The organism is Pseudarthrobacter sp. MDT1-40-2, assembly GCF_059383595.1.
Genome location: NZ_JBWZCL010000001.1, coordinates 1297769 through 1303768 on the forward strand (window position 1 = coordinate 1297769; position 6000 = coordinate 1303768).

The 6000-nt window shown below is 64.1% G+C and carries 3 protein-coding genes; all 3 read left to right on the forward strand.

Going from position 1 to position 6000, the window contains the following annotated elements:
• The first annotated feature begins 119 nt into the window (after positions 1-119).
• The 3 genes from AC50X5_RS06095 to chvE all read left to right on the forward strand — a co-directional run bounded on the left by AC50X5_RS06095 (position 120) and on the right by chvE (position 5901).
• On the forward strand, positions 120-3518 hold the full coding sequence (locus AC50X5_RS06095; RefSeq protein ID WP_494975181.1) for a DEAD/DEAH box helicase: 3399 nt from the start codon (positions 120-122) through the stop codon (positions 3516-3518).
• Positions 3519-3596: 78 nt separating this feature from the next.
• Complete coding sequence (locus AC50X5_RS06100; RefSeq protein WP_494975182.1) at positions 3597-4484, forward strand: LssY C-terminal domain-containing protein; 888 nt, start codon at positions 3597-3599, stop codon at positions 4482-4484.
• A gap of 295 nt (positions 4485-4779) precedes the next feature.
• Positions 4780-5901 (forward strand): multiple monosaccharide ABC transporter substrate-binding protein, encoded by a 1122-nt coding sequence (gene chvE, locus AC50X5_RS06105; protein WP_494975183.1) that lies wholly within the window; start codon positions 4780-4782, stop codon positions 5899-5901.
• Positions 5902-6000 lie beyond the last annotated feature (99 nt).

Sequence of the window (6000 nt, forward strand, 5' to 3'; positions counted from 1 at the left end):
GGGGTTTACCCAGGCTTTTCTCTCCCAGGTTTGAGGGGCGTCAGAGCTTGACTAAGATGGATCAGATAATCAACCCGCGGTCGCATTATGTGGCGGCCTGCCGAAAGTAGTGCGCTCCCATGCCATCCCAACCGGACGAAAGTGCGGCCCTGGCAATCCAGACTCCTGCCATTAACGACCGTTCCCTCGCGGCCGGGCTAGCCTACGCCATGGGCAGCCGCGTGAGCGGGATGCAGTTCGACGCCGGCACCGGGCTTTTGCTGGGCAAGGTCCGCGGCGGTGCCGCTACGCCGTATTCCACGTCGGCCAAGCTGGTCCGCAAGGGCGGGGGGTGGAGCTGCACGGTGGGCATCTGCAGCTGCCCGGTGCGCAAGGACTGCAAGCATGTGGCCGCCCTGCTGTTTTCTGCCGAGGACAATCCGGCCATCCGGGCGCAGCTGCTGGCTCCCCCGGCGGCCACCGCGCTGCGCCGGCAGCCCGGCGCTGAGCTGAGCGACTGGGAGAGGGCTCTTGGTCCGTTGCTCTCCGGGACCGGCGGCGGCCCCGGGAAGCCTGCCGGCGGAACCGCCCTGGCCCTCCAGTTCGAGGTGGAGGAACCGCCGCCGCACTTCTCCTACACAGGGCGCCGCGATCCGATCCGGAGTTTCCGCCAGCTCCGTGCCCGCCCCATGATGATGGGCAGCAGGGGCAAATGGATCCGCGGTGACCTCTCCTGGTACAACCTCACCTACCAGCAAGACGCCAACCAGGCACACCTTGACTGGCTGACCAGGTTTTTCGCTGCGCACTCCACCCGGCGCAGCGGCAGCTACGATCCCACCGCCCTTTGGCTCGGCATGAACACCTTCGGCTCGCGAAACCTCTGGACCCTGCTCGCCGAGGCACAGCAGATCGGCCTGACGCTGATCCACGGCCGCGCCCAGGAACCGGTGGCACTTGCAGGTGATCCCGCCGTCGTGAGCCTTAACTTGAGCCGGTCCGCCGACAACAACAGCGGCGGCGACGGGTTGGACCTGGCGTCCTCGATTTCCGTGAACGGCGAAGAGATCGATCCGTCCCTGGTGGGGACGATTGGCAGGCCGGCACACGGCATTTTCTATTCGCTGCCCATGGGGCAAATTGCTGCCGAAATGCCGCCGGTTTCCAAGGCGGAGCAGCAGCTGTGCCTGGCTCCGCTTGAGGAAAATCTCAGCGAAGAGCTGCTTTCCTTTGTCACGTCCGGGAACTCGCTGCACATTCCCGCCCGGGATGAGGCCCGCTTCCTTTCCGGCTACTACCCCAAGCTCAAGCAGTCCGCGCGGATCACGGCCAAGGATGAATCCGTGGAGCTGCCCGTCCTGGCTGTGCCCACGCTCTCCCTGTTGGCCAACTACGGGGCGGACCACCACGTACGGCTGCACTGGGAATGGCATTACCGCGCGGGCACGAAGGTCACAGCGCAGCCGCTCTGGCCGCATCCGGGGGACGAAGGCTTCCGCGACCCCGTCAACGAAGACCGCATCCTTGAAGAGCTGGGCAGGCCCTGGGAAGTTGTCGCTGCCCTGGGCGAGTCCATGACCGGCGGCTGGGGAACACCCCGGCTCGCGCCCACTGCCGAGCTCAAGGGCCTGGACACCCTCACCTTCACCGAGGAGCTGCTTCCACAGCTGCGCCAGGCACCCGGCGTCCAGGTGGAGACCACCGGCGACATCGCCGATTACCGCGAATCCGAAGAAGCGCCCGTCGTCTCGATTTCCACCTCCGCCACTGAGCAACGGGACTGGTTCGACCTCGGGATCGTTATCACACTCGAAGGCCAGCAGCTGGCGTTCGGCAACGTCTTTTCCGCCCTCGCGGCGGGCCAGAGCCGCATGCTGCTGCCCAGCGGCGCCTACTTCTCACTGGACATTCCGGAGCTGCACCAGCTCCGCGAGCTGATCGACGAGGCCCGCGCACTGCAGGACAACAAGGACGCCCCGCTGCAGATCAGCCGCTTCCAGGCCGGACTGTGGGACGAGTTGGCGCACCTGGGGATCGTGGACCAGCAGGCGGCCGCCTGGCGGGACGCCGTAGGCGGACTGCTCGACGGCGGTGTGGACGGACTCCCGCTGCCTGGCACCCTTAACGCCGAGCTGCGTCCGTACCAGCTGGAGGGATTTAACTGGCTGACCTTCTTGTACCGGCACGGCCTGGGCGGCGTGCTGGCTGACGACATGGGCCTGGGTAAAACCGTGCAGACGCTGGCGCTGATGTGCGCCGCGAAGGAAGCCGTTGAGGACACCGACGATGGCAACGGCACTGCCCCGTTCCTGGTGGTGGCCCCCACCAGCGTGGTAGGCAACTGGGCCAGCGAGGCCGCCCGCTTCGCGCCGGGCCTGAAGGTCCATGCGATCGGCGAAACTTTTGCCAAGAGCGGCGCCACCCCGGCGGACGTCCTGGACGGCGTCGACATTGTGATCACGTCCTACGCCCTGTTCCGGATCGACTATGACTCCTACGCGGGCCGCACGTGGGCGGGCCTGGTGCTGGACGAGGCCCAGTTCGTCAAAAACCACCAGTCCAAGGCGTACCAGTGTGCCCGGAAGCTGCCGGCCGGCTTCAAGCTGGCGGTCACCGGAACGCCGCTGGAAAACAACCTCATGGAGTTCTGGGCGCTGACCTCCATTGTGGCGCCCGGCCTTTTTGCCAGCCCCCAGCGCTTCGCGGAGTACTACCAGAAGCCCATTGAAAAGGCCGGCGACAAGGGGCAGCTGGATAAGCTCCGGCGTCGTGTCCGTCCCCTGATGATGCGCCGCACCAAGGACCAGGTGATCAAGGACCTCCCGCCCAAGCAGGAGCAGATCCTCGAGGTGGTACTGAACCCCCGGCACCAGAAGGTGTACCAGACGCATCTGCAACGCGAGCGGCAGAAGGTGCTGGGCCTGATCGAAGACGTGAACAAAAACCGCTTCACCATTTTCCAGTCGCTGACCCTGCTGCGGCAGCTGAGTCTCGATGCGTCACTGGTGGATCCCGCCTTGTCAGCGGTGCGGTCCAGCAAGCTGGACGTGCTGTTCGAACAGCTGGATGACCTCGTGGCCGAGGGCCACCGGGCCCTGATCTTCAGCCAGTTCACCGGCTTCCTGGGCAAGGTGCGCGAACGCCTGGTGGAGCGCGGTATCGAGTTCTGCTACCTCGACGGCGGCACCCGCAACCGCGCCGATGTCGTCAATTCCTTCAAGACGGGGACGGCACCCGTGTTCCTGATTTCACTGAAGGCCGGCGGGTTCGGCCTCAACCTGACTGAGGCGGACTATGTGTTCCTGCTGGATCCCTGGTGGAACCCGGCCAGCGAGGCCCAGGCTGTGGACCGCACGCACCGGATCGGCCAGGCCAAGAACGTGATGGTCTACCGGCTGGTGGCCAAGGACACGATCGAGGAGAAGGTCATGGCGCTCAAGGCCCGCAAGTCGCAGCTGTTTTCCGACGTGATGGAAGGCGAGGCCCTCGCCGGCGGAGCCATCACTGCCGAAGACCTGGCGGCTCTGTTCAAAGACTAGGCGTTTCACCCCGCACCACCTTGGGCGACGGAGGAGGATAGACCACCAGAATTCGCGGCCTGCCTCCATAATGGGACCATGACCGGTAGGGGCGGGGCAGGCTCAACGGAGAACAGGACGCTGTGGCGGCAGCGGTTCGCCAACGTGTCGGAGACCCTGTTCTTATGGTCCAAGCGGACGCTCTTTTTGGTCCTGACCGCTCTGGTCGGCTGGGTGATCTATGGGCTGGCGCTGGATGAGATCGACGAGGGCGGGCGTCAGCTTTGGCCGTTCCTGATCATCTGGGTCTTGGCTTCCTATGTCCTCCTGCCAAGGCTGAACAGGCTGCTGACCAGGATCTACGTTCCGGACTACTTCATCGGCAGGACCAGGACCTCTGACGGGTTGCTTGGGGATCCGGTCAACCTGGCGGTTGTTGGGACACCGGAGGTGCTGCGCTCAGCCATGCTATGGGCGGGATGGAGCGAACCGGATCCCGTGACGCTGCGCAGTAGCGGGCGCATCGTCCGCGCCGCGTTGCTGCACCGGAGTTACCCTCAAGCGCCGGTCAGCCCGCTGTTTGTGTTTCAGCGAAGGCAGGATCTGGCTTTTGAGCGGGAGGTGGCCGGGAGTCCTGCCCAACGTCATCATGTCCGGTTTTGGGTATGCCCTCCCGGTTGGAAGCTACCCGGCGGATTCGAGGCGGACCTGGTGGGTGCCGCGACGTTTGACCGCAGGGTGGGATTGTCGCTGTTTACCTTGCAAATAACCCACAAAATCGCCCGGGACACAGACCAGGAACGTGACTTCGTTGCAGGAGTCCTCAGGGAGGCGGGGGCAGCAGTGCATGTGGTGCGGCACTTCTCAACCGGTTATCACAGCCGCAACGGCGGCGGTGATGCCATCGAAACGGACGGCGACCTTCCCATCATTGACCTGGGTCAGCTGCGCCAGGAGACCCGGAAGAGCCGAACAGCGGAACTCTAGCCAGGGGCACCGGTTGGCCAGGACACCGGGCCGCTCACCGGTGAATACGGGATGTGCGTTGACGCACAGTTGCCCTCATAGTATCCTTTCGTTGTTAGCGCTAACACACCCATGATGTATAGACGCATCGCGGGACACCGACCGGAATACCGCGGAGCCGGCTTTCCTGTCCGTTCCAGAACCTTGGCTTCGGCACCAAAACCAGACATGTCTGGCGGTCCTACCCGTCGGCAGGCGCAGATGCCTGCCGGCCCAGCACCACTTCGCGGAGCACTTTCCGCGAAAGGAGAAAATTGTGAGAATCAGCAAATTCCTCGGCGCCGTCGCAGTCGCGGTCGCCGTCACAATGAGCGCCGCAGGCTGCGGAACCCGCGGCGGAGGCGCAACGGACACTGCCGCAAACCCCAGCGACTCCGTGGTCGGCATTTCCATGCCCACCCAGACCTCTGAACGCTGGATCGCAGATGGCGCCAACGTTGAAAAGTCACTGAAGGAACTGGGCTACAAAACGGACCTCCAGTTCGCGAACGACGACATTCCCACGCAGGTTTCCCAGATCGAGAACATGCTGACCAAGGGCGCCAAGGCGCTCATCGTCGCTGCGATCGACGGCACCACGCTAACGGACGTCCTGGCCAAGGCCAAGGAACAGAACGTAAAGGTCATCGCCTACGACCGCCTCATCAACGGCACGCCGAACGTTGATTACTACACCACGTTCGACAACTACACCGTGGGCGTACAGCAGGCCACCTCGCTGCTGACCGGCCTGGGCCTGGTTGATGCCAGCGGCAACAAGGTTGAGGGCAAGGGTCCGTTCAACGTCGAACTGTTCGCGGGCAGCCCGGATGACAACAACGCCAACTTCTTCTGGGACGGCGCCATGGACACCCTCCAGCCGTACCTGGACGCCGGCACCCTGAAGGTCCCCAGCGGCCAGACCAAGTTTGAGCAGGCCGCAATCCTGCGCTGGCAGGCACCCGTAGCCCAGAAGCGCATGGAAGACATCCTCACGTCGGCATACAGCTCCGGAACCAAGCTGGACGGCGTCCTGTCCCCGTACGACGGCCTGTCCATCGGTATCATCTCCGCGCTGACCAGCACCGGCGGCTACTCCACCGGAGACCTGCCCGTGGTCACCGGCCAGGACGCCGAGAAGGGCTCCGCGAAATCGATCATGGCCGGCGAGCAGTACTCCACCATCTTCAAGGACACCCGCCAGCTTGGTGCGCAGGCCGTGAAGATGGTCGACGATGTACTCAAGGGCAAGGAACCGGAAGTCAACGACACCACGACGTACGACAATAAGGTCAAGGTTGTTCCGGCCTACCTCCTGGAGTCCGTGATTATCACCAAGGACAACGTCCAGAAGGAACTCATCGACTCCGGCTACTACACCGAAGCGGACATCAAGTAATTAAGTCCCCGGGCTGTGGGAGCCCCCCTCCCCCAAGCGGGGGCACAAAACCCCCCCCAAAACCCCCCCCCAAAACGGACCCCACCAACTCCCCCCACC